We start from the raw sequence: 19,018 nt of genomic DNA, 5'->3' as shown, positions 1-19,018 counted from the left end.
ACGTCGATCAATGCGCAGTGCCTAAGGGATTCCCCGAGGTGTGAAACATCATACGAATACGTATGATGACTACCTCACAACAATCGACACAACTGGGGACAGATGAAACTGGGGTGCATAGCCGACGACTTCACCGGCGCCACCGACGTCGCCAACAATCTGGTGCGCGCCGGCATGCGGGTGGTCCAGACCATCGGGGTGCCGGCCGACCGCACGCCCGTTCAGGCCGACGCCGTGGTGGTCGCGCTCAAGTCCCGCACCACGCCTGCGGACCAGGCGGTGCGCGACTCCCTGGCCGCCTGCCAATGGCTGCGCAGCCTGGCGCCGGCGGGGCAGGCGCCCCAGATCTATTTCAAGTACTGCTCGACCTTCGACAGCACGCCGCAAGGCAACATCGGCCCGGTCGCCGAAGCGCTGATGGACGAACTGGATACGCCTTTCACCATCGCCACCCCGGCCTTTCCCGACAATGGCCGCTCGGTGTTCAAGGGGCATCTGTTCGTCGGCGACACGCTGCTGAGCGAATCGAGCATGCGCCACCATCCGCTCACGCCGATGACCGATGCCAACCTGGTGCGCGTGCTGCAGGCGCAATGCAAGCGCCGCGTGGGACTGGTCGAGCATCGGGTGGTCGATGCCGGCCCCGAGGCGATCCGGCGCCGCTTTGCGCAGTTGCGGCAGGAAGGCGTGGGCATCGCCATCGTCGATGCCATCGACAACCGGGCCTTGCTGACGCTGGGCCAGGCCACGGCCGACCTGCCTCTGGTGACCGCCGGCTCGGGGCTGGCGATCGGCCTGCCGCCCCAATGGGGATTTGCACCCAACGAGACGGCCCAGCGCCTGCCCAAGGCCTCGGGCGCCAAGGCCGTCCTGGCCGGCAGCTGCTCGGCGGCCACGCAGCGGCAGGTGCAAAGCTTCGTCCAGGCGGGCCTGCCGGCCCTGGCGCTGGATCCGTTGCGCATCGCCCAAGGCGAGGACGTGGTGGCGCAGGCCCTGGCCTGGGCCCAGGCGCAACTGGCCCAGGGCGGGCCGGTGCTGGTCTATTCGACGGCCGATGCCCAGGCCGTGCAATCCGTGCAGGCGCAGCTCGGCACCCAGCAGGCCGGCGAAATGGTCGAACACACCCTGGCCGCCATCGCCAACGGGCTGGCCAGCCTGGGCGTGCGCCAGCTGATCGTGGCCGGCGGCGAGACTTCCGGCGCCTGCGTGCAGGCGCTGGGCATCGAACGCATGCAGATCGGCCCGCAGATCGACCCGGGCGTGCCCTGGTGCCATGCGCGCAGCGCTGCCATCGGCGGCCAAGGGCTGCACCTGACGCTCAAGTCCGGCAACTTCGGCAGCGACGATTTCTTCGTCAAGGCCTTCGACATCCTCGCGGCGATGCAAGCGGCATGAACGAGAACACCCTGCGCGAAGAAATCTGCTTTGTCGGACGCTCGCTGTTCGAGCGCGGCTATGTGCACGCCACGGCCGGCAATATCAGCGCGCGGCTGCAAGACGGCAGCATCCTGATCACGCCCACCGACGCCTGCCTGGGCCGCCTGGCGCCCCAGGACCTGGTGCGCGTGGACAGCGAGGGCCAGGCCCCTGCCGGCGCGCGTCCGAGCAAGACCATCACGCTGCACCGGCGCATCTACGGCGCCGAGCCGCAGGCGCGCTGCGTGATCCACACCCACAGCACGCACCTGGTGGCGCTGACGCTCAAGGGCGTGTGGCGCCAGGCCGATATCGTGCCGCCCATCACGCCGTACTACGTGATGAAGGTCGGGCACGTTCCCCTGATCGCCTACCGGCGCCCGGGCGACCCGCAGGTCGGCGAGCTGGTGGCCCAGGCCATCGCCGCCGGCCAGCAGGCCGGCGCGCCGCTGCGGGCCGTGATGCTCGACCGGCTGGGCCCGAACGTCTGGCACGAATCACCCACCGCCGCGATGGCGGTGCTCGAAGAACTCGAGGAAACCGCGCGGCTGTGGCTGATGACCGGCGCGCAGCCGCTGGACGAGGCGCAGATCGACGAACTGCGCACCGCCTTCGGCGCGCGCTGGTAGCCCGCGCCGCGCGCTCGCGCCGTTTTCCCCGCCCCTTTCCTTTCCGCCCAAGGCCATGCTCCGGTTCTCCGCCAACCTATCCATACTCTTTACCGAACTGCCCTTCGCCGAGCGCTTCGCGGCGGCCAAGGCCGCGGGCTTTGACGCCGTCGAATGCTGGTTTCCGTACGAGCACGCAACGGCCGCTCAGGTCGGCGGGCTGCTTCGGGACAACGGCTTGCAGATGGTGGGCATCAACACCCCCTGGGGCGCCGACGGCCAGTGGGGCCTGGCGGCCCTGCCCGGCAGCGAAGCGGCATTCGAGGATTCGCTGCGCCGCACGCTGGACTATGCCCAGGCCATCGGACGGCCGGCGGTGCACGTCATGGCCGGCCTGGCCGGGCACGTCCCCGCGCACGAGGCGCGGCGCGCCTATCTCGCCAATCTGCGCAAAGCGGTGCGCCTGGCCGAGGGCAGCGGCGTGACGCTGCTGATCGAGCCGCTCAATGGCCGCGACCGGCCCGGCTATTTCCTGCGCAGCGTCGAGCAGGCCGCGCAGGTCATAGAAAGCCAGGGCCTGGACAGCCTGCGCATCATGTTCGACTGCTATCACACGCAGATCGAAGAGGGCGACGTCATCACCCGGCTGCGCCGCCACTTCGGCAAGCTGGGACACATCCAGATCGCGGGCGTGCCCGCGCGCGGCGAGCCCGACCGGGGCGAGCTGAACTACACCGAGATCCTGCGCGAGCTGCGCCAGCTGGGCTGGAGCGGCCATATCGGCGCCGAATACAAGCCCAGCGGCGCCTCCGCCCAGAGCCTGGCCTGGCTGCATGCGCTGCGGCAAGACGGAATCGCTGCGTGAAGGCGCCGGCCATGCGTCCATTGGCCGGCGCCGCCTTTTTTTCATAACACCTAGGAGACTTGTGATGCATACCCGATCCTTCCGCCCTTGGGCCGCCCGCTTCGCGCTGGGCGCCATCGCCGCCTGCCTGGCCGCCAGCGCCGCGGCCGCCGATTACCGCGAACGCAATTTCAAGCTGGGCCACGTCATCGCCGACGAACACCCGGCGGCCCTGGGCGCCAAGCGCTGGGCCGAGCTGCTGGCCGAGCGCAGCGACGGCAAGATCAAGGTGCGCATCCACGGCAACGGCAGCATCGGCGGGGATACCCAGATGACCTCGGCCGTGCAGGGCGGCGTGCAGGAGCTGGGCATCATCACCTCCTCGCCGATCGCCAGCGTGGTGCGCGAGATCGGCCTGCTGGACCTGCCCTTCACGTTCGAGTCGGCCAAGGAAGTCGATGCGGTGCTGGCCGGCAAGGTCGGGCAGGACATCGCCGCCAAGATGAACGACAAGGGCATGGTGGTGGTCGGCTGGATGGAGAACGGCTTTCGCAGCATCACCAACAGCCGCCGGCCCATTACCAGGTTCGAGGACATGCAGGGCCTGAAGATCCGCGTGCTGCAGAACCCCGTCTATATCGAAACCTTCAACGCGCTGGGCGCGAACGCCGTACCCATGCCTTTCCCCGAGGTCTACACGGCGCTGGAGTCGCGCGCGGTCGACGGCCAGGAGAACCCGCTGGGCACCATCAACACCTCCAAGTTCAACGAGGTGCAGAAATACCTGAGCATCACCCGCCATACCTACACGCCCTATGTGGTGGTGGTCAGCAAGCGCGTCTGGGACCGCCTCACGCCGGATGAGCAGAAGCTGCTGAGCGAGACCGCCGCCGAGGCGTCCGCCTACCAGCGCCAGGTGGCCCGCGAAAGCGAGGCCAAGTTCCTGCAGGAACTCAAGGAGCGCGGCATGGAAGTCAACGAGCTCACGCCCGAGGAAACCCAGCGCATGCGCACGCAGCTGCAGCCGGTGATCGACAAGTTCTCCAAGGACCTGGGCGGCGAGCTGGGCGCGCAGATGCTGCAGGAAATCGCCAAGGTCCGCGGCGCGGCCAATTAAGGAAACGGAGCCAGCATGCAGATCGCCATTACCGGAGGCGGCGGTTTTCTCGCCTCGATGCTGGTGCGCCGGCTGCTCGACCAGGGCGTGGCAGGACGCGCGGTGACGCGCATCGTCGCCATCGACCTGGCGCCATGCCCGGTGGCCGATCCGCGCGTGCAGAGCATCGTGTCGGACATCTGTGATGCCGACGCGCTGGCGCGCGCCATCGCCCCGGACACCGACGCCATCGTGCACCTGGCCGCGGTGGTCAGCGGCCAGGCCGAAGCCGACTTCGACCTGGGCATGCGGGTGAACGTCGATGCCACGCGCCTGCTGCTCGAGCGCGCCCGCGCGCTGGGCACCCGCCCGCGCGTGGTGTTCACCAGCTCGGTGGCGGCCTTCGGCGGCCCGCTGCCCGAGCGCGTGGCCGACGACACGCGCGCCCTGCCCCAAAGCTCCTATGGGGTGCAGAAGGTAATCGGCGAACTGCTGGTGGGCGACTACACCCGCAAGGGCTACATCGACGGCATCACCGTGCGGGTGCCGACCATCTCGGTGCGGCCCGGCGCGCCCAACAAGGCGGCCTCCAGCTTCGCCAGCGGCATCATCCGCGAGCCGCTGGCCGGCATCGAGGCGGTCTGCCCGGTATCGACCGAAATGCGCATGTGGCTGCAATCGCCCGACCGGGCCATCGACAACCTCGTGCACGCGCTGGGCCTGGACGGCGAGCTGCTGGGCTGCGACCGCACGGTCAACCTGCCCGGGCTGTCGGTCTCGGTGGGCGCGATGATCCAGGCGCTGCGCGAGGCCGCCGGCCAAGAGGCGGCGGCCCGCATCCGCTACGAACGCGACCCGGCCATCGAGCGCATCGTCGCCTCCTGGCCCAACGACTTCACGGCCGAGCGGGCCCTGAAGCTGGGCTTCGTGGCCGACCGCGACTACCTGTCCATCGTCCGCGCCCACATGGCCCGCAGCGGCCTGGCGGCGCAAGCTATCGGGACGCCCCGGCAATGAAAAAACTGATCGACGGCTACTTCCGGATCCTCGGCGTGCTGATGGTGCTGTGCCTGGCGGGCATGGTCGTGCTGGTGTTCGGCAACGTCGTGCTGCGCTATGGCTTTAACTCGGGCATCACCATCTCGGAGGAAGTGTCGCGCTGGCTCTTCGTCTGGCTGGTGTTCCTGGGCGCGCTGGTCGCCATGCGCGAGCGCCAGCACCTGGGCGTGGAGATCCTGGTGCGGCGGCTGCCCGTGCGCGGGCGCAAGCTGTGCCTGCTCGTCAGCCAGCTGCTGATGCTGACCACGCTCTGGCTGTTCCTGTCGGGCAGCTGGGAGCAGACGCAGATCAACCTGAACGTCCAGGCCCCGGCCACCGGATGGTCGATGTCCATCGTCTACATGGTGGGGATCGTGTTCAGCATCTCGGCCGGCGCGATGGTGCTCTGGGACGTCTACCGCGTGCTGGCCGGCCGCATCCAGGACGAAGAACTGGTCATGGTGACCGAATCGGAAGAAAAGGCCGAGCTCGACGCGCTCCAGCAGGAGCTCGGCAACGCGGAAAGGAAGCAGCCATGACCGTGCTGATCTTCGTGGGCGCCCTGCTGGGCGCCATGGCATTGGGCATGCCGATCGCCTTCGCGCTGCTGGTGTCCTCGGTGGCGCTGATGTGGCACCTGGACATCTTCGATGCGCAGATCATCGCCCAGAACTTCATTGCCGGCGCGGACAATTTCCCCCTGCTGGCCATTCCCTTCTTCATGCTGGCCGGCGAGATCATGAACGTCGGCGGCTTGTCGCGCCGCATCGTGAACATGGCCATGACGCTGGTCGGGCACGTCAAGGGCGGACTGGGCTACGTGACCATCGTGGCCGCCTGCCTGCTCTCGGCGCTGTCCGGCTCGGCCGTGGCCGACGCCGCCGCGCTCTCGGCGCTGCTGGTGCCGATGATGATCAAGGCCGGCCACGGCAAGCAGCGCGCGGCCGGGCTGGTGGCGGCATCGGGCATCATCGGTCCGGTGATCCCGCCCAGCATCGGCTTTGTCATCTTCGGCGTGGCGGCCAACGTCTCGATCACCAAGCTGTTCCTGGCCGGCATCATGCCCGGCATCTACCTGGGCGCGGCGCTGTGGATCACCTGGTGGCTGTGCGTGCGCAAGGAAAACCTGCCGACGCCGCCGCGGCGCAGCGGCCGCGAGCTGGCGCGCGCCGCGCTGGACGCCGGCTGGGCGCTGATGCTGCCGGTCATCATCATCGTGGGGCTGCGCTTTGGCGTGTTCACGCCCACCGAAGCGGCCGTGGTGGCCGCCGTCTACGCCCTGTTCGTCTCGACCGTCGTGTACCGCGAGCTGAAGCTGTCCCAGCTGTATGCGGTCTTCATGACCGCGGCGCGCACCACCGCCGTCATCATGCTGCTGGTGGCCGCCGCCTCGATCGCCGGCTGGCTGGTCACCGTGGCCGACCTGCCGGGCGCGATCACGGAAATGATGGCGCCGTTCATCGACAACCCCACGCTGCTGCTGCTGGCCATCATGCTGCTGGTGATGGTCGTGGGCACGGCCATGGACATGACGCCCACGATCCTGATCCTGACGCCGGTGCTCATGCCCATCATCCGGGAAGCGGGAATCGATCCCGTATACTTCGGCGTGCTGTTCATCATCAACATGTCCATCAGCCTGATCACACCGCCTGTCGGAACGGTCCTCAGCGTTGTCGCGGGCGTCACGAGGCAGCGCATAGACGAGGTCATGAAAGGCGTCTGGCCCTTCCTCATCGCCGAACTGATCGTCCTGTTCCTGCTTGTGCTCTTCCCCGTGCTGGTCATCGCGCCGGCGCGCTGGTTCAGCGGCTGAACCGGCTGCCGCCCGATGCGCTGCGCCATGGACAACTGACATCACGCGGGAGAGGAATATGAGCGTGCGCACCACGGGGCCTGCCGGCATGCAGCAATCCGGCGGCACGCTCGCGGACCGGGTCACCGAGGCCCTGATGCAGCAGGTGCGCGGCGGCACCTACCCGGTCCACGCGCGGCTGCCCACCGAGCCCCAGCTGGCCGAGCAGTTCGGCGTCAGCCGCACGGTGATCCGCGAGGCCATCTCGCGGCTCAAGTCCGAGGGCCTGGTCGAAACCCGCCAGGGCAGCGGCACCGTGGTGCTCAGCCCGCAGCGCTACAACACCTTCCGCATCGATGCGCTGGGCGGCCAGCTCGAAGTGCGGGCCGTGCAGGAGGTGCGCTCGGGCCTGGAAAGCGAAATGGCCGCGCTGGCCGCGGCGCGCCGCAGCGATGCCCAGAACGAGCGCATCCAGCGCGCGCTGCGCCGCATCGACGACGCGGTGGCCGACGGCGGCGACGGCGTGGCCGAGGACATGGCCTTTCATGCCGCCATCGCCGAGGCGGCCAACAATCCGCTGATGACCTCGCTGCTGGCGTTCATTGGCCGCGCCCTGCACGACGTGATCAAGATCACGCGCACCAACGAGGCGCGGCGGGCAGATTTCTTCCGTCAGGTCGAAGCCGAGCACCGGGCCATCGCCGAGGCGATCGACCGGCGCGACGTGGAAGGCGCGCGCCAGGCGGCGCTGCGGCATATGCGGGCCTCGATCGCGCGGATCATCGCGGCGGAGTCCGAAGGCAAGGACTAGCGCCGGCGCGCCCCGCAATGGCCGCTGCGGCACGGTCGATTACAGCATCGTCTACACTTTTGTATACATGAGGTAAACGCGTTAACATGCCGGCTGCCGCCTACGCGCGGGGCCCGGCGCTTGCCCGATGCCCCGCCACGGCGCCTTGCCCAGGAACATCCCCGTGCCCGACACCGCCCGCCAGACATCACGCAAGCCCCGCGCCACGCCGTCCGGTCCCAGCCTGGAAGACATCGTCGCGATCCTGCGCACCCGGATCGTCAACCACGATACGCCGCCTGGCGCCAAGCTCAGCGAGGCCACGCTGACCGAAGAGTTCGGCGTCTCGCGCCCGCGCATCCGTGAAGCCTTCGGCGTGCTGGAGGACCGCGGCCTGATCGAGCGCATTCCCAACCGGGGGGCCGTGGTCACTCGCCTGAGCGAAGAGGAAATCTACGCCTTGTTCGAAGTGCGGGAAGTGCTCGAGGCGCTGGCCGTGCGGCTGGCCACCGAACGCGGCGAGCCGGCCGACTGGCGCGAGCTGGCCGAGCGCTTCGAAGGCCCGGCCAGGCAAGCGCTGGAGCAGGGCGACCTGGATTTCTACGTCGAGTGCGTCACGGCCTTTCGCGAGAAGACCTTGGCGGCCTCGCGCAATCCGCTGCTGGTGGCGCAGATGGAAGGCATCTACGACCGCACCAAGGTGCTGATCCGGCGCCTGATGCTGGTGCCGGGCCGCGCGGCCAAGGGCCTGCAGCAGCACCAGGAAATTCTCAAGGCCATGTGCGCCGGCGACGCGGAACTGGCCGAAAGACTGAAGCGGGCCAATATCCGCGATTCGCGCAACAGCTTCCAGCACTACCGCAAGTACGTGCTTTGAGGGCGGGCTGGGCGCCGCGCCCGCCCGCGCAGCTTACTTGGCCGAGATGTTCGCCGACTCCGCCACGCGCCGCCACAGGGCCACCTCCTCGTCCAGGATGCGCTGGAAATCGGCCGCCGTGCCGTCATGCAGGCTAAGCCCGCCCGTCTTCATCAGCCGCTCCCGCACCGCGGCGTCCTGCAGCGCCGCATTGACCTCCCGATTGAGCTTTTGCACCAGCGCCTCGGGCAGGCCGGCAGGCGCCATGACGCCGAAGAACAGGCTGCGGTCATACTCGGGCACGCCCGCCTCGGCGAAGGTCGGCACATCCGGCATCAAGGCGGAGCGCCGCTCGCCGGTCACCGCCAGGCCCTTGGCCCGCCCCGACTGGACCAGCGGGGCCGCCAGCATGACAGTGTCCATCAGGGCGGAAATCTCCCCGCCCAGCAGCGCGGCGCTGGCCTGGGCATTGCCCTTGTACGGGATGTGGGTCAGCGACGTGCCGGTTACGTTGGCGAATTCCTCCATGGCCAGGTGGGTCGAGCCGCCCACCCCGGAGCTGCCGAAATTCAGCTCGCCCGGATGCTGCCTGGCATGGCCGACGAAGGCCTGGAGCGTATCGACGGGCAGCTTGTTGCCTGCCAGCAGCACCGTGGGCTGATAGCCGATCATCGCGATGGGCGCCAACCCGCGCAGCACGTCGCCGGCCCCCTTGTATACGGCGGGATTGACGGCAATGGCGCTGGAGACGGTCAGCAGGGTGTAGCCGTCCGGGGCGGCGCGCGCGGTGTCCTGCGCGGCGATCGAGCCGCCCGCCCCTACCTTGTTCTCGACGATGACCGGCTGGCCCAGGCGCTTGGCCAGCGCGTCGGCGATCACCCGGCCGACGATGTCGGTGGCGCTGCCGGGCGAGAAGCCGATGTACATCCGGATCGGCTTGTCCGGATAGTCCGCGGCGGCGGCAGCGGCCGCCAGGCACAAGCCCAATGCAATGCCGGCCTTGGCTAAAGTCTTGCGCATGCTTGTCTCCTCCACCTTTTCGGTGAATGTAGGTATTGGCTGCCCGCCGCCAGGCGGGCAGCCGGTGAGCCGCATCGTCAGGCCACGGCCTGCTTGCGGCGGGCGAGAAACGCATCCACGAATCCGGTCGTGACGCAGGCGTCGAGAAACGCCGGGTCGCGCAGCACGTCCCTCAGGAAGCCCGCGTTGGTGTCCAGCCCTTCGATGTGCAGCGCGTCCATCGCCGCGGCCAGCCGGCCGATGGCCTCGGACCGGTTGGCGCCGTGCGCGATGACCTTGCCGATCATCGGATCGTAATGAGGCGAGATGCTGTCGCCCGCCCGCACGCCGGTATCGATGCGCAGCCCCTCCTGCGCGGCCGGCCAGGCCAGCCGCTCGATGCGTCCGGGGGCAGGCATGAAGCCCTTTTCTGGGCGTTCGGCGTACAAGCGGCACTCGAGCGCATGGCCCCGCAGGCCGATCTGCGGCTGGGCCAGCGGCGACAGGCGCCCGAGCGCATGCTGGATCTGCCAGCCGACCAGGTCTATGCCGGTAATCATCTCGGTCACCGGATGCTCGACCTGGATGCGCGTATTCATCTCCAGGAAATAAACCGTTTCGCGCTCGCAGTCATAGATGAACTCCACCGTGCCCGCCCCGCTATAGCGTTGGGCCGCCGCCAGCGCCACGGCCGAGGCTTGCAGTTGCTCGCGCACGGCCTGGGAAATCCCGGGCGCGGGCGCCTCTTCGATGATCTTCTGGAAGCGCCGCTGTATCGAACACTCGCGATCGTGCAGATGCACGGCGGTGCCATCCCCGAACCCGAAGACCTGTACCTCTAGGTGGCGGGCCCGGGGCACGTACCGTTCGAGATAGACGCTGGCCGAACCGAAGGCCTTGCCGGCCATCGATTGGGTCGCGGCAACGACCTGCGCAAGCGCCTCGGGCGCATCGACGCGGCGCATGCCGATCCCGCCGCCACCGGCCGCGGCCTTGACCAGCAGAGGGAACTGCACCGCCTGCGCGGCCTGCGCCAGGCCGGCCGCGTCCTGCGGCGTGAAACGGCCGCTGCCCGGCAACACCGGCACGCCCGCGGCGCTGGCGATGGCGCGGGCGCGCTCCTTGTCGCCCATGTCCCGGATGCACTGCGCCGAGGGCCCCACCCAGGCCATCCCCGCGGATACGACAGCCTGGGCGAACGCCGCGTTCTCGGCCAGGAAGCCATAGCCCGGATGGACCGCGGTGGCGCCGCAGCGGCGCGCCGCCTCCAGTATGGCCGGCGCGTCCAGGTAGCTTTCCCGTGCCGGGGCCGGGCCGACGGCCACGGCTTCGTCCGCCCATTGCACGTGCTGCGCCGAGCGGTCGGCGTCGGAATAGACAGCTACCGTTGCGATGCCCAGGCGCCGGCAGCTCTGGATGATCCGGCAGGCGATTTCACCGCGGTTGGCGATCAGAAGCTTGTCCATGATGGCTGGCGCCCTCGTTGCGCGGGATGACAAAGAAGGTTCAGGGCAGCACGCCGTAGCGCGCCTTTTGCCCCACGCCGATGCGCAGGCGGCGCTCGGCCAGCGCCACGAACTCGCACAGCACCGGGCGCGTCTCGCGCGGATCGATGATTTCCTCGACCGCGAATGCTTCGGCCGTCCGGAACGGCGAGGCATACGGCTTGAGCTCGGCCTCGATTTCCCGTTCGCGCGCGGCCGGGTCCGCAGCGGCCATGATCTCCTTGCGGAACGCGGCGGCGACCCCGCCTTCGACGGGCAGGGACCCCCACTCGGCCGAGGGCCAGGCGAGCTTCAGGTCGATATCGTTCTTGTTGCAGGTGGCCATCCCGGCCATGCCGTAGCATTTGCGGATCACCAGCGTCAGGGTCGGCACGCGCAGCTTGGCCGCCATGCTCACGGCCCGCATGCCTTCGCGCAGCGTGCCCTCCTGTTCGGCCTTCAGGCCGACCATGAAACCCGGCACGTCCACGAAGAACACCAGCGGGATGTGGAAGGTATCGCACAGGTCCATGAAATGGATCTGCTTGCGGGCCGAATCGGCGTTCATGGCGCCGCCGTAGACCATGGGGTTGTTGGCCACGATGCCCACCGGCCGCCCGCCCAGGCGGGCCAGCATGGTGATGACCGAGCGCCCGTAGCTGGGCCGGATCTCGAAGCAGGAATCGGTATCGCAAACCATGCAGACCAGGCGGTGCATGTTGTAGGCTTGCGTGCGCTTTTCCGGCACGATGCCGGCCAGCGCCTCTTCGCAACGGTCCACCGGATCGTCGCAAGGCAGCACCGGCGGCAGTTCCCAGACGTTGTCCGGCATGAAGCTCAGGAACCGGCGCATCTGCTCGAAGGCCTGCGCCTCCGAATCGGCCGCGTTATGGATGGTGCCGGCCTGGTCCACGGCCACGCGCGCCCCGCCCAGGTCGTTCTTGTCGATCGTCTGTCCCAGCGAGCGCTTGACCACGGGAGGACCGGCGGCAAATATCTGGCTGGTGCCGCGCACCATGACGGAAAAGTGCGACAGGATCGCGCGCCCGGCCGGCCCGCCGGCCGCCGTGCCCAGCACCGCCGAAACCACGGGCACCTCGCCCAGCAGCTCCACGGAACGCTCGAAACCATGCACGCCCGGAAACACGCTGTGGCCACGGCGCTTGAGCGAAGTCACGCTGCCTCCGGCGCCGTCGATCAGGTTGACCAGCGGGATGCGGTAGTGGTGCGCAAGATCCTCGATGAAGCCACCCTGCCCGCCCTTGCGGCGCGTACTGCCGAAAGTGGTGCCGCCGCGCACGGTGAAATCCTCGCCGCCCAGGGCCACCGGCCGCCCGCCGATGCGCGCCAGCCCCGCGACATAGGGCGCGGGCACGACCGACACCAGCCGGTTGTTCCCGTCGTAGGAACCGGCGCCCGCCAGCGTGCCGATTTCGCGGAAGCTGCCCGGGTCGGCCAGCGCGTCGATGCGTTCGCGCACCGTCAGTCGGTTGGCCTGGTGCTGGCGCTCGATGGCGGCCTGCCCGCCCATCTGCCGCGACTGCGCGCGGCGAAACGCCAGTTCGTCCAGCTGGTCGCGGCGGACGTCCGCGCCGGCCTGCCCGCCGGCCGCCTGCCTGGATGCTGCGGCGCTCGTCATGGCTGCACCACGCACAGGATCTGGCCTTCCTCGACGGTATCGCCCGGCGCCACCTTCATGCTGGACACGATGCCCGCGCGCGGAGACTCGACCGGGATCTCCATCTTCATGGATTCGAGGATCAGCACGACCTCGCCTTCCTGCACCGGCTCGCCGGCTTTGCGCTCGACCTTCCAGACCGTTCCGGTCGTGGGCGCTTCGATCTCGACGTTCGTCATGGCATCTGCTCCTTGGATTGCTGCGCCGACGGCGCGTGATGGATGGCCCCGCAAGCGGCTAGCTCGGCCAGCTCCGACGGCGTCATGCCCAGGGCGTCCCGCAGCACGGCTTGGGTGTCCTGGCCGGTGTCCCGGCCGGCCCAGCGCACGGCGCCGGGGTTGCGCGACAAGCGCGGCACCACGTTGGCCATGGCCACCGGCCCCAGCTGCGGATCCTGCGCCGTCACGATCATCCGGCGCGCCGCGTAGTGCGGATCGGCAAAGATGTCGGCCATGTCGTACACCCGCGAGGCCGGCACGTTGGCCTCCTCGAGCAGCCGCTCCAGTTCCGCCAGGGTCTTGGAGCCGGTCCAGGCCTGCACCAGCGCATCGGTCTGGTCTTCGTGGGCGGCGCGCGCGGTCGGCGTCGCGTAGCGGGGATCGTCCAGCAGGCCGGGCTGGCCCATGGCGGCGGCGAGCCGCTTGAATATGCTCTGCGAGCCCGCGGTGATGTGTATGTAGCGGCCGTCGGCGGTGGCGTACAAGGAATTGGGCGTATGGCCGGGCAGGCGCGAACCGCAGCGGCGCGCCACGATGCCCAGCTGCTGGTACGCCGGAATGTGCGGCTCCATGAAGCTGAAGGCCGACTCGTACAAGGCGGCGTCGATCACCTGGCCCAGGCCGGTGCGCTGCCTGTCGAGGATGGCCATGACCGCGCCGAAGGCGGCGTACAGGCCGGTGATGTAGTCCGTCATGGACACGGCCACGCGCGCCGGCGGCCGGTCGGGATCGCCCGTTACCTCGCGGATGCCGCTGATGGCCTCGCAGACCACGCCATAGCCGGGCCGCCGGCTGTAGGGCCCGTCCTGTCCATAGCCGCTGATGCGTACCAGGACCAGGCCCGGGTTTCCGGCGGCAAGGGCTTCGTAGCCCATGCCCCAGTTTTCCAGGGTGCCCGGGCGGAAATTCTCGATGACGATATCGGCCGAGCGGCACAGCCGGCCCACGACCTGGCGGCCTTTCTCCTGCCGCAGGTCCACCGAAACGTTGCGCTTGTTGCGCAGGATCGAGGCGCCGTACAAGGAGCGCCCGGCCTTTTGCCGGCCCATGGACCTGACGGCGTCGCCCTCCTTTTGTTCGACCTTGATCACGTCGGCGCCGAAATCGGCCATCAGCCGGGCGCAGAACGGACCGGCCACGGTGGACCCCAGCTCGATCACCCGGCACCCGGCCAGCGGCCCGCTGGCGGCGGGCAGGTCATTGTTTTGCATGGCTTTCCTTTACGGCTCTCTGGGGAGCCGGCTTGTCTCCGAAGCCAATATACAAACGGGAACCTACTACGTCAACATTTATGAATACGATTTTGTATTCATCTTGAATTACGAATTCCGAGCAGGCCGTGCCCGCCCGAGATTTTCAATATGTGAAACGAACGGCATGCGCGGACCGCCCACGTGCCCGATGCGCACCTATGGTGCTGGGGTGACATCCACAGACCGCCCCACATGCCCATGGACATGCAATCGGTGATCAACCTCGACCAGATGCGCGAACTGGCCCGGCGCCGCCTGCCCCGCATCGCCTTCGATTTCATCGACGGCGGCGTGGACGACGAGCACTGCCTGCAGCGCAATCGCGCGGCCTTCATGCAGTACAGGCTGGTGCCGCGGTACCTGCGCGACGTGGGCGAGCGCGACCAGAGCGTGCGGCTGCTGGGGCGGACCTATGCCAGCCCCATCGGCATTTCGCCCACCGGCCTGGCCGGCTTGTGGCGCGCGGATGCCGACCTGATGCAGGCCCGGGCCGCGCGCCAGGCCGACGTGCCCTTCCTGCTTTCCAGCGCGAGCAACGGCGCCCTGGAGGACATTGCCGCCGCCGCGCCCGGGCACGTCTGGTTCCAGATGTATTGCACCTCGGACGAGCGCATCAATGCCGACCTGGTCAGCCGCGCCCGGCAGGCCGGCGTGGGCGTGCTGGTCGTGTCGGTGGACGTGCCCGTGAACGCCAACCGCGAACGCAACCGCCGCAACGGCTTCTCGCGGCCCTTTCGCATGACGCCCGGCGTGGCGATGGATGCGCTCATGCATCCGGCATGGGTGCTGCGCTACCTGCGCACCGGAGGCATGCCGATGATGCGCAACTGGCAGCCCTATGCCCGGCAAGGCGCCAGCGCCTCGCAGGTGGCGGACCTGTACGGCACGCTCACGCCGGCGCCGCGCATCGACTGGGACAACCTGCGGCGCATCCGCGCGGGCTGGGACGGCCCGCTGGCCATCAAGGGCATCCTGCATCCGGCGGACGCCATGCAAGCCATGCAGCTGGGCGCCGACGCCCTGGTCGTGTCCAACCACGGCGGCCGCCAGCTCGATGCGGCACCTGCGCCGCTGGAGATGCTGCCGGCCATCCGCCAGGCGGTAGGCGAACGCGTGGAACTGATCCTGGACAGCGGCGTGCGCCGCGGCTCGGACGTGGTCATCGCGCGATGCCTGGGCGCTCGCTCGTGCCTCTTCGGCCGGCCCCCGGTCTTTGCCGTCGCGGCGGGCGCGCAGGCGGGCGTGGCGCGCGTGCTGCAGATCCTGCGCAACGAGATCGACATGGTGCTGGCGCAGATAGGCTGCCCGCGCTTCGAGGCGCTCGACCCAAGCTATCTGTGGCCGGCGGGCGGACACCCGGCCATATCCCGATGAGAACAGGAGGAGACAAGATGCCGCAGATCCAGACCACCGCCCTGCATACGGACTTCGTCGTGCAAGTGCATGCAGACGTGCCCGACATCCTCGAAGACCCGCAGGCCATCCAGGCCCTCAAGGAGATCTGGCAGCGCTCGCCCGTGATGATCTTCCGGCGCCAGGCGCTGGAGGAATCCGAGCTGGTGCGCCTGAGCCAGCACTTCGGCGTGTGCGACGCCACCGTGCGCAAGGACATCCAGTCGCCCTATCACCCGGAGATCATCTACTTCAGCACGCTCAAGTACGCCGACGGCCGCTTCGTCGGCGGCTTTGCCGGCGGCGACGACGTGGACTGGCATTCGGACCAGACCTTCCAGCAGCGCCCGGCCACCGGCGCCATCCTGTACGGCACGGAAGTACCGCGCGACGGCGGCGACATTTACTGGGCGAATCAGTACGGTGCCTGGGACAGCCTGCCGCAGGACATCCGGCGCCTGGTCGACGGGCGCACGGGCGTCTATCGCTACGCCAAGCGCTATGCCTTGCTGAACATGCTCGAGCTCAAGGAAAAGGACAAGGCCAACGCCATGCTCAGCCTGCCCGATGCGCGCCACCCCGTGGTGTTGACGCATCCGAAGAGCGGGCGCAAGGCCCTGTACGCCGACCCCACCACGCTGGTTTCCATAGAAGGACTTTCCGAAGAGGAAAACGCGCGCGTGCTGCCCATGTTGTTCGAGGCGGGCGGGCGGCCCGCGCTGGCCTACCGCCACAAGGTGCGCAACGGCGACCTGATGATCTGGGACAACGGCTGCACCATGCACCGGCGCGACACCATGACCCTGGCGCAGCCGCGCCTGATGAAGCGCACCACTTTCCGCCTGCCGGCCGACCAATACTGCGTGCCGCAGGCCTGACGGAGATGCCAGCCATGACGCAATCGACGGTTTATCTCAAGGTGCGCCGCGTCGATGCGGCCACCGTCGCCCAAGCGCGCCAGGCCACCGTGGCCGACGTGCACGAAGCCATGGGCGTGGCCGGACGGGCGGCCCTGCTGGGTGCACGCATGCGGCCGATCCGTGAAGAACAGCCCAGGATCGCCGGCCCCGCCGTCACGGCCTACTGCTGGCCGGGCGACAACCTGATGATGCACCGCGCCCTGTACCTGGCCGAGCCCGGCGATGTGCTGGTGGTGGTCTGCCAGGCCGAACTGTCCGGCGCCCAATGGGGCGACCTGGCTACCCGCTATGCGCTGCAGAAAGGGCTGGCCGGCGTGATCGTGCAAGGCTGCATACGCGACGTGGACCAGGTGCGCGCGCTGGGCCTGCCGGTCTGGTCCACCCACATCTGGCCCATCCACCCCGACAAGAACGGGCATGGCATGGTCAACGCGCCCGTGGTCTGCGAAGGCGTCACGGTACGGCCAGGCGACCTGGTCGTGGCCGATGGCGATGGCGTGATCTGCGTGCCGCGCGACCAGGCGCCGGAGATCGTGCAGGCCGCCGTGGCCAAGATGCGCAAGGAGGACGAGGCGGCCGAAAAGGTGCTGGCCGGCGCGCCGGTATGGGAGCTCAGCGGCGCGGCGGCCATCTATGCGCGCATGCAGGTGCAGGAGATCGATGCCGCGTTCGACGACACCAAAGGAGACCTTGCATGAACATCCGCCCCTTTAGCCTGGCCCTGGCCGGCGTGGCGCTGGCCACGGCCGCCAACGCCCTGGCCCAGGATGGCCGGGCCGCCCAGGACTATCCCACGCGCCCGGTCAAGCTGATCGTCGCGGCGGCCACCGGCAGCAGCCCGGACGCCATCAGCCGGCAACTGGCCAACGCGCTGGGCACCAAATGGAAGCAGCCCGTGGTCATCGAGAACGCGGTCGGACTGGGCGGCATCATCGGCGCCGAAAAAGCCGCCAGGCAGCCGGCCGACGGCTACACGCTGGTGGTGAGCACCAGCGGCGCCATGTCGGTGGGCGCCAGCCTGATGAAACTCTCCTACGATCCCGTCAAGGACTTCGAGCCGGTCGCGCTGGTCATGTTCATGCCCAACCTGCTGGTCGTGCATCCGGATGTTCCCGTCAAGAACCTGCAAGAACTCATCGCCTATGGCAAGCAGCATCCGAACAAGCTGCGCTACGGCCATCCCGGCATCGGCACCACGCCGCACCTGTCGGCCGAGCTGCTCAAGGACATGACCGGCCTGCGGATGCAGCCCATACCGTACAAGTCCAGCGCGCAGATGGCGACCGACCTGCTGGCCGGCCATTACGAGGTGCTCTTTCACAACAGCTCGGTCATGCTGCCGCACGTGCAGTCCGGCGGCGCCCGTCCGCTGGGCGTGACCAGCGCCGAACGCGTGGCCACCCTGCCCGAGGTGCCCACCGTTGCGCAAGCCGGCGACCTTCAAGGCTTCGAGGTCAACGCGTGGTGGGGCGTCTATGCGCCGGCCGGCACTCCCGCCGAGCTGCTGGCCCGACTCAATGCCGACATCGTCCAGGCCTTGCAGCAGCCCGCCATCTCCGGCTGGATCAGGGAACAGGGCGGGCAGGTCGGCGGCGGAACGCCGCAGGACCTGCGCGAGCACCAGAGGCAGGAAGCCAGCCGATGGGCCGCGCTGATCGAGAAGGCCGGCATCAAGGCGCAATGACGCCAGGCCGCAGCGGCCTTAGGCACAAGCCCTAATTGCCGGCGCCGCACCGGCGAGCGAGCATAGCCTCCATAAGAAGAAGCAGGCCGCCACCTCGCGCGGCAAGAAAAACAGGAGACGCCGCGATGAATCTCGCCGATCTGCCGCTGCCCGCAGCGGCAGGCCCGTCCTTGCCCGGGCCTGCCGGCACGCAAAGCCTGTCCAGGGGCCTGAAGCTCTTGCGCATGGTCGCCAAACGGCCCAACGTGGGCTGGCGGCTCTCGGACCTGGCGCATGCCTGCGGGCAGGACAAGGCTACCGTCCACCGCATGCTGGCCTGCCTGGTCGCCGAGCGCATGCTGGTGCAGCGCAGCCACGACCGCCATTACCTGCCCGGCCCGCTGATGTACGAGCTGGGCCTGGCCCTGCCCGGCCACGTGCAGTTCCAGCGCGGCGCCGAGGACACGCTGGCGGACTTCGCGCGGCGCATGTCGGGCATCGTGCTGTTCCAGTTCCGCAGCGGCAACGAATACGTCTGCAGCGTGCGCGCCGGCACGCTGGCCATGACGGGCGCGATGGTCTATGTCGGCACGCGCCGCCCGCTTCTTAGCTCGGCCGGCGGGGTGGCGATATGGCAGACCCTGCCCGCGGGGCAGGCGCGCGACGTGCTGGCCGACAATCTCGAACAGGAGGTCCGGCGCCACGGCACCACGCGGCTGGCCGGCCTGCAGCAGATGCTGGCCGAGTCCGACGAACACGGCTTTGGCGTGAACCTCGGCTATCTGGTGCCGGGCGCCCATGCCTTCGGCGTGCCGGTGCTCGGCGAGCACGGCCAAGCCTTTGCCGCGGTGTGCCTGATCGGCACGCCAAAGATGTATGGATCCGAACGGCTGCAGGAATTGCACGAGCGCCTGGCGCAGACCGCCGGCGCGTTGCAGGAGCAGGCGCGCCATTGCGGGGTTGCGTAA

The 19,018-nt window shown here is 68.8% G+C and carries 19 protein-coding genes; 14 read left to right on the top strand and 5 right to left on the bottom strand.

The window, feature by feature from the left end:
* The first annotated feature begins 102 nt into the window (after window positions 1-102).
* From otnK to V8Z80_RS16000, 9 genes are all read left to right on the top strand, one after another.
* Window positions 103-1,395, top strand: coding sequence for a 3-oxo-tetronate kinase (gene otnK, locus V8Z80_RS16040; RefSeq protein WP_336062697.1), 1,293 nt, complete (start codon window positions 103-105; stop codon window positions 1,393-1,395).
* Window positions 1,392-2,045, top strand: a complete 654-nt coding sequence (locus V8Z80_RS16035) for a class II aldolase/adducin family protein (protein WP_336062695.1) — start codon at window positions 1,392-1,394, stop codon at window positions 2,043-2,045. Before otnK ends, V8Z80_RS16035 begins: the two co-directional genes overlap by 4 nt.
* Window positions 2,046-2,100: 55 nt before the next feature.
* Entirely contained in the window at window positions 2,101-2,889 is a 789-nt protein-coding gene (locus tag V8Z80_RS16030) for a hydroxypyruvate isomerase family protein (RefSeq protein ID WP_336062693.1), read from the top strand.
* 64 nt (window positions 2,890-2,953) lie between these two features.
* A complete protein-coding gene (locus tag V8Z80_RS16025; RefSeq protein ID WP_336062691.1) occupies window positions 2,954-3,985 on the top strand; it encodes a TRAP transporter substrate-binding protein in 1,032 nt (343 codons plus the stop codon).
* Between the two features lie 15 nt (window positions 3,986-4,000).
* Window positions 4,001-4,981, top strand: coding sequence for a D-erythronate dehydrogenase (gene denD / locus V8Z80_RS16020; protein WP_155193851.1), 981 nt, complete (start codon window positions 4,001-4,003; stop codon window positions 4,979-4,981).
* Window positions 4,978-5,541: a TRAP transporter small permease gene (locus V8Z80_RS16015; protein WP_155193853.1), complete on the top strand. Its 564-nt coding sequence runs from the start codon at window positions 4,978-4,980 to the stop codon at window positions 5,539-5,541. Before denD ends, V8Z80_RS16015 begins: the two co-directional genes overlap by 4 nt.
* The gene (locus V8Z80_RS16010; protein ID WP_155193855.1) at window positions 5,538-6,818 is read left to right on the top strand and encodes a TRAP transporter large permease subunit; all 1,281 of its coding nucleotides are present in this window, start codon (window positions 5,538-5,540) and stop codon (window positions 6,816-6,818) included. Before V8Z80_RS16015 ends, V8Z80_RS16010 begins: the two co-directional genes overlap by 4 nt.
* 58 nt (window positions 6,819-6,876) lie before the next feature.
* Window positions 6,877-7,608 carry a FadR/GntR family transcriptional regulator gene (locus V8Z80_RS16005; RefSeq protein ID WP_336062688.1) on the top strand — a complete coding sequence of 244 codons (732 nt, stop codon included), beginning with the start codon at window positions 6,877-6,879 and terminating at the stop codon, window positions 7,606-7,608.
* Window positions 7,609-7,771: 163 nt separating this feature from the next.
* On the top strand, window positions 7,772-8,464 hold the full coding sequence (locus tag V8Z80_RS16000; protein WP_336062686.1) for a GntR family transcriptional regulator: 693 nt from the start codon (window positions 7,772-7,774) through the stop codon (window positions 8,462-8,464).
* Window positions 8,465-8,497: 33 nt separating this feature from the next.
* Here V8Z80_RS16000 and V8Z80_RS15995 read toward each other — a convergent pair whose 3' ends face one another.
* The 5 genes from V8Z80_RS15995 to V8Z80_RS15975 form a co-directional block, all read right to left on the bottom strand.
* Window positions 8,498-9,463: a Bug family tripartite tricarboxylate transporter substrate binding protein gene (locus tag V8Z80_RS15995; RefSeq protein ID WP_155193862.1), complete on the bottom strand. Its 966-nt coding sequence runs from the start codon at window positions 9,461-9,463 to the stop codon at window positions 8,498-8,500.
* A gap of 77 nt (window positions 9,464-9,540) precedes the next feature.
* Window positions 9,541-10,908, bottom strand: coding sequence for an acetyl-CoA carboxylase biotin carboxylase subunit (locus tag V8Z80_RS15990; protein ID WP_336062684.1), 1,368 nt, complete (start codon window positions 10,906-10,908; stop codon window positions 9,541-9,543).
* Window positions 10,909-10,948: 40 nt separating this feature from the next.
* Window positions 10,949-12,565 carry an acyl-CoA carboxylase subunit beta gene (locus V8Z80_RS15985; RefSeq protein WP_336062682.1) on the bottom strand — a complete coding sequence of 539 codons (1,617 nt, stop codon included), beginning with the start codon at window positions 12,563-12,565 and terminating at the stop codon, window positions 10,949-10,951.
* The gene (locus V8Z80_RS15980; protein WP_155193868.1) at window positions 12,562-12,783 is read right to left on the bottom strand and encodes an acetyl-CoA carboxylase biotin carboxyl carrier protein subunit; all 222 of its coding nucleotides are present in this window, start codon (window positions 12,781-12,783) and stop codon (window positions 12,562-12,564) included. The genes V8Z80_RS15985 and V8Z80_RS15980 overlap by 4 nt, the downstream gene beginning before the upstream one ends.
* Window positions 12,780-14,033, bottom strand: a complete 1,254-nt coding sequence (locus V8Z80_RS15975; RefSeq protein WP_336062680.1) for a CaiB/BaiF CoA transferase family protein — start codon at window positions 14,031-14,033, stop codon at window positions 12,780-12,782. Before V8Z80_RS15975 ends, V8Z80_RS15980 begins: the two co-directional genes overlap by 4 nt.
* 240 nt (window positions 14,034-14,273) lie before the next feature.
* Between V8Z80_RS15975 and V8Z80_RS15970 the strand changes: the two genes are divergently transcribed.
* The 5 genes from V8Z80_RS15970 (at window position 14,274) to V8Z80_RS15950 (ending at window position 19,018) form a co-directional block, all read left to right on the top strand.
* On the top strand, window positions 14,274-15,449 hold the full coding sequence (locus V8Z80_RS15970) for an alpha-hydroxy acid oxidase (RefSeq protein ID WP_155193872.1): 1,176 nt from the start codon (window positions 14,274-14,276) through the stop codon (window positions 15,447-15,449).
* Between the two features lie 17 nt (window positions 15,450-15,466).
* Window positions 15,467-16,345, top strand: a complete 879-nt coding sequence (locus V8Z80_RS15965; RefSeq protein ID WP_336062679.1) for a TauD/TfdA dioxygenase family protein — start codon at window positions 15,467-15,469, stop codon at window positions 16,343-16,345.
* 14 nt (window positions 16,346-16,359) lie between these two features.
* Complete coding sequence (locus V8Z80_RS15960) at window positions 16,360-17,085, top strand: RraA family protein (RefSeq protein ID WP_336062678.1); 726 nt, start codon at window positions 16,360-16,362, stop codon at window positions 17,083-17,085.
* The gene (locus V8Z80_RS15955) at window positions 17,082-18,071 is read left to right on the top strand and encodes a Bug family tripartite tricarboxylate transporter substrate binding protein (protein ID WP_336062676.1); all 990 of its coding nucleotides are present in this window, start codon (window positions 17,082-17,084) and stop codon (window positions 18,069-18,071) included. Before V8Z80_RS15960 ends, V8Z80_RS15955 begins: the two co-directional genes overlap by 4 nt.
* A 125-nt stretch (window positions 18,072-18,196) precedes the next feature.
* Window positions 18,197-19,018 (top strand): IclR family transcriptional regulator, encoded by an 822-nt coding sequence (locus V8Z80_RS15950; RefSeq protein WP_155193879.1) that lies wholly within the window; start codon window positions 18,197-18,199, stop codon window positions 19,016-19,018.

Source organism: Orrella sp. JC864 (assembly GCF_037026685.1).
Taxonomy (GTDB): Bacteria; Pseudomonadota; Gammaproteobacteria; order Burkholderiales; family Burkholderiaceae_B; genus Orrella.
This window is presented reverse-complemented; position numbering and strand designations above follow the sequence as displayed.

Coding starts and splice junctions, on each gene's coding strand:
- otnK (WP_336062697.1), top strand. CDS start 103: ATGAAACTGGGGTGCATAGCCGACGACTTCACCGGCGCCACCGACGTC.
- V8Z80_RS16035 (WP_336062695.1), top strand. CDS start 1,392: ATGAACGAGAACACCCTGCGCGAAGAAATCTGCTTTGTCGGACGCTCG.
- V8Z80_RS16030 (WP_336062693.1), top strand. CDS start 2,101: ATGCTCCGGTTCTCCGCCAACCTATCCATACTCTTTACCGAACTGCCC.
- V8Z80_RS16025 (WP_336062691.1), top strand. CDS start 2,954: ATGCATACCCGATCCTTCCGCCCTTGGGCCGCCCGCTTCGCGCTGGGC.
- denD (WP_155193851.1), top strand. CDS start 4,001: ATGCAGATCGCCATTACCGGAGGCGGCGGTTTTCTCGCCTCGATGCTG.
- V8Z80_RS16015 (WP_155193853.1), top strand. CDS start 4,978: ATGAAAAAACTGATCGACGGCTACTTCCGGATCCTCGGCGTGCTGATG.
- V8Z80_RS16010 (WP_155193855.1), top strand. CDS start 5,538: ATGACCGTGCTGATCTTCGTGGGCGCCCTGCTGGGCGCCATGGCATTG.
- V8Z80_RS16005 (WP_336062688.1), top strand. CDS start 6,877: ATGAGCGTGCGCACCACGGGGCCTGCCGGCATGCAGCAATCCGGCGGC.
- V8Z80_RS15995 (WP_155193862.1), bottom strand. CDS start 9,463: ATGCGCAAGACTTTAGCCAAGGCCGGCATTGCATTGGGCTTGTGCCTG.
- V8Z80_RS15990 (WP_336062684.1), bottom strand. CDS start 10,908: ATGGACAAGCTTCTGATCGCCAACCGCGGTGAAATCGCCTGCCGGATC.
- V8Z80_RS15985 (WP_336062682.1), bottom strand. CDS start 12,565: ATGACGAGCGCCGCAGCATCCAGGCAGGCGGCCGGCGGGCAGGCCGGC.
- V8Z80_RS15980 (WP_155193868.1), bottom strand. CDS start 12,783: ATGACGAACGTCGAGATCGAAGCGCCCACGACCGGAACGGTCTGGAAG.
- V8Z80_RS15975 (WP_336062680.1), bottom strand. CDS start 14,033: ATGCAAAACAATGACCTGCCCGCCGCCAGCGGGCCGCTGGCCGGGTGC.
- V8Z80_RS15970 (WP_155193872.1), top strand. CDS start 14,274: ATGGACATGCAATCGGTGATCAACCTCGACCAGATGCGCGAACTGGCC.
- V8Z80_RS15965 (WP_336062679.1), top strand. CDS start 15,467: ATGCCGCAGATCCAGACCACCGCCCTGCATACGGACTTCGTCGTGCAA.
- V8Z80_RS15960 (WP_336062678.1), top strand. CDS start 16,360: ATGACGCAATCGACGGTTTATCTCAAGGTGCGCCGCGTCGATGCGGCC.
- V8Z80_RS15955 (WP_336062676.1), top strand. CDS start 17,082: ATGAACATCCGCCCCTTTAGCCTGGCCCTGGCCGGCGTGGCGCTGGCC.
- V8Z80_RS15950 (WP_155193879.1), top strand. CDS start 18,197: ATGAATCTCGCCGATCTGCCGCTGCCCGCAGCGGCAGGCCCGTCCTTG.